4 protein-coding genes are annotated in these 2,174 nt (G+C 66.6%); 3 read left to right on the forward strand and 1 reads right to left on the reverse strand.

The features are described from left to right. Both ACFVX4_RS41985 and ACFVX4_RS41990 read left to right on the forward strand, forming a co-directional pair. A partial coding sequence (locus ACFVX4_RS41985) for a transposase (protein WP_389988762.1) occupies positions 1-318 on the forward strand: 318 nt, incomplete at its 5' end. A gap of 19 nt (positions 319-337) precedes the next feature. Continuing rightward, positions 338-538 carry an integrase core domain-containing protein gene (locus ACFVX4_RS41990; RefSeq protein WP_389988771.1) on the forward strand — a complete coding sequence of 67 codons (201 nt, stop codon included), beginning with the start codon at positions 338-340 and terminating at the stop codon, positions 536-538. A 30-nt stretch (positions 539-568) separates the two neighbouring features. Here ACFVX4_RS41990 and ACFVX4_RS41995 read toward each other — a convergent pair whose 3' ends face one another. Further along, positions 569-1,027: a winged helix-turn-helix transcriptional regulator gene (locus ACFVX4_RS41995; protein ID WP_389988765.1), complete on the reverse strand. Its 459-nt coding sequence runs from the start codon at positions 1,025-1,027 to the stop codon at positions 569-571. A 92-nt stretch (positions 1,028-1,119) separates the two neighbouring features. Between ACFVX4_RS41995 and ACFVX4_RS42000 the strand changes: the two genes are divergently transcribed. Further along, positions 1,120-1,959 (forward strand): SDR family oxidoreductase, encoded by an 840-nt coding sequence (locus tag ACFVX4_RS42000; RefSeq protein WP_389988768.1) that lies wholly within the window; start codon positions 1,120-1,122, stop codon positions 1,957-1,959. The last annotated feature ends 215 nt before the right edge of the window (positions 1,960-2,174 follow it).

The raw sequence follows: 2,174 nt of genomic DNA on the forward strand, positions 1-2,174 counted from the left end.
ATCGGCCGTCGCATGCTCACCCTCAGGCCCGAAGAACTCCACGACAACCTCGCCAGAGCCCGCGCCGAGCAGAAGACCGACACCTGGAAGAACAAATACGCCCTCCGGGCCGGCGTCGAGGGCACCATCAACCAGGCCCTCGACATCACCGGCATCCGCCGGGCCCGCTACCGCGGCCTACCGAAAGTCCGCCTCCAACACGCCTTCTCCGCCACCGCACTCAACGTGATCCGACTCGACGCCCACTGGACCACCGGCCCCCTCGACCGCACCCGCCACAGCCAGCTCGAACGACTCAGCTACCAACTCTCCGCCTGACGAATTACGCAGCAGAGTCATCGGCCTCTACAAAACCGAGTTGATCAAACCCCAGCGGCCCTGGAAGACGCTCTCCCAGGTCGAGCTCGCCACCGCCGAGTGGGCCGACTGGTACAACCATCGCCGGCTCCACGGAGAGATAGGGCACATCCCACCCGCCGAGCACGAAGCCAACTACTACAGGGAACTCACGAAACCCCAGGTCACAACCACAATCTGAGATCTCTACCGAACCCGGGGCGATTCATGGTCAGTGTTCGTCGTCGAAATGATGAAGCTGTTGAGGGCCTGGGGTGGTCAGCTGCTTCGCTTGACCTGTTGCGCTCAGCCGCTCCGTGGCGGACGCCCCGCTGGCTGCCAGCCGCTGTGTGATCCGGTCGAACAAGTCTGTCAGCGGCGCACCGACGTCTTGGCCGAACTCAGTCAGCCCGTAGGTGACTTGGGGTGGCGTCGTAGGCTCGACCTTCCGCCAGACCAGGTCGTCCTGGACCAGTGCGCGCAGTGTCTGAGCGAGCATCTTCTCGCTGATGCCCTGGATGCTGTCGCGCAGCTCGTAAAACCGAAGGTCGGTGCTCCGCAAGGAGATCAGCACCCAGATACCCCACCTGCTGGTCACGTGGTCGACCACGTCGCGCGCAGGGCAGTCGGTGTGAAACACCTCATACCGATTGCCCGCCTCGGCCTGCGTCAGCTGCGCACCTTCCCTCATGTCCGGAGCTTACCTCTGGGTGTGTTCTTACGAAAAGTAAGCCTGTCTCCTAGCGTCAATTGCCGCAGTGCACAACGGACTAGGAGCTGAACATGATCGTGGTGACCGGGGCTACCGGGAATGTGGGCCAGCCTTTGACGCAGGCCCTAGCCAAGGCGGGCGAGCAGGTGACGGCGGTGTCACGGCACGCGGCGGCAATGCCGGACGGGGTCCGGCACGTGTCGGCTGACTTGGCCGAGCCGCAGGGCCTCACCCCCGCTTTGGACGGGGCGAAGGCGCTATTCCTCCTGCTGTCCGGCGACCTGCACGCACCCGAAGCCAGGCCTACCGACATTATCGACCTGGCTGCTGCCAGCGGGGTCCGCCGAGTCGTCCTGCTTTCTTCGCAGGGCGTGGCGACCAGGCCGCTCGGCCCGTCGCGGATCGCGATGCGCGCGGTGGAGGACGCGTTGAGAGAGTCCGGCCTGGACTGGGCCGTCCTACGGCCGGGCGGCTTCGCCTCCAACGCCTTGGCGTGGGCGGAGTCCGTCCGCACGCAAGGGACGGTCGCCGCACCCTTCGGCGATGTCGGGGTTCCGATCATCGACCCGGCGGACATCGCCGAGGTCGCGGCGGCCTGCCTGCTGGACGACCGGCACACCGGCGGAATCTTCGAGCTGACCGGGCCCAAGGTGATCACGCCCCGTCAGCAGTCGGAGGCCATCGCCGCCGCGCTCGGCTCGGCGGTGCGGTTCCACGAACTCACCCGCGAGGAGGCCAAAGCCGCGATGACCCAGTTCGTGCCGCCGGAGCTCGCCGACGACACCCTGGACATCATCTCCGCCCCGAACCCCGCCGAACTGCGGATCAGCTCGGACGTGGGACGAGTCCTCGGTCGCGCTCCGCGCCCCTTCAACAACTGGGTCGCCCGTAGCATCGCCGCTTTCCGCTGAGGCACAACTCAACTGAAGCGCCCGGGCAGCCTCGTGCGACTACGGCCGCACGAGGCGGCCCCGTAGCGTCACCGCCCACCAGACTCTGCTGCGCAATTCGTCAGGCGGAGAGTTGGTAGCTGAGTCGTTCGAGCCTGCTGTGGCGGGCGCGGTCGAGTGGCCCGGTGGTCCAGTGGGCGTCGAGCCGGATCACGTTGAGCGCGGTGGCGGAGAAG

The organism is Streptomyces sp. NPDC058240 (genome assembly GCF_042882135.1).
Taxonomy (GTDB): Bacteria; Actinomycetota; Actinomycetes; order Streptomycetales; family Streptomycetaceae; genus Streptomyces.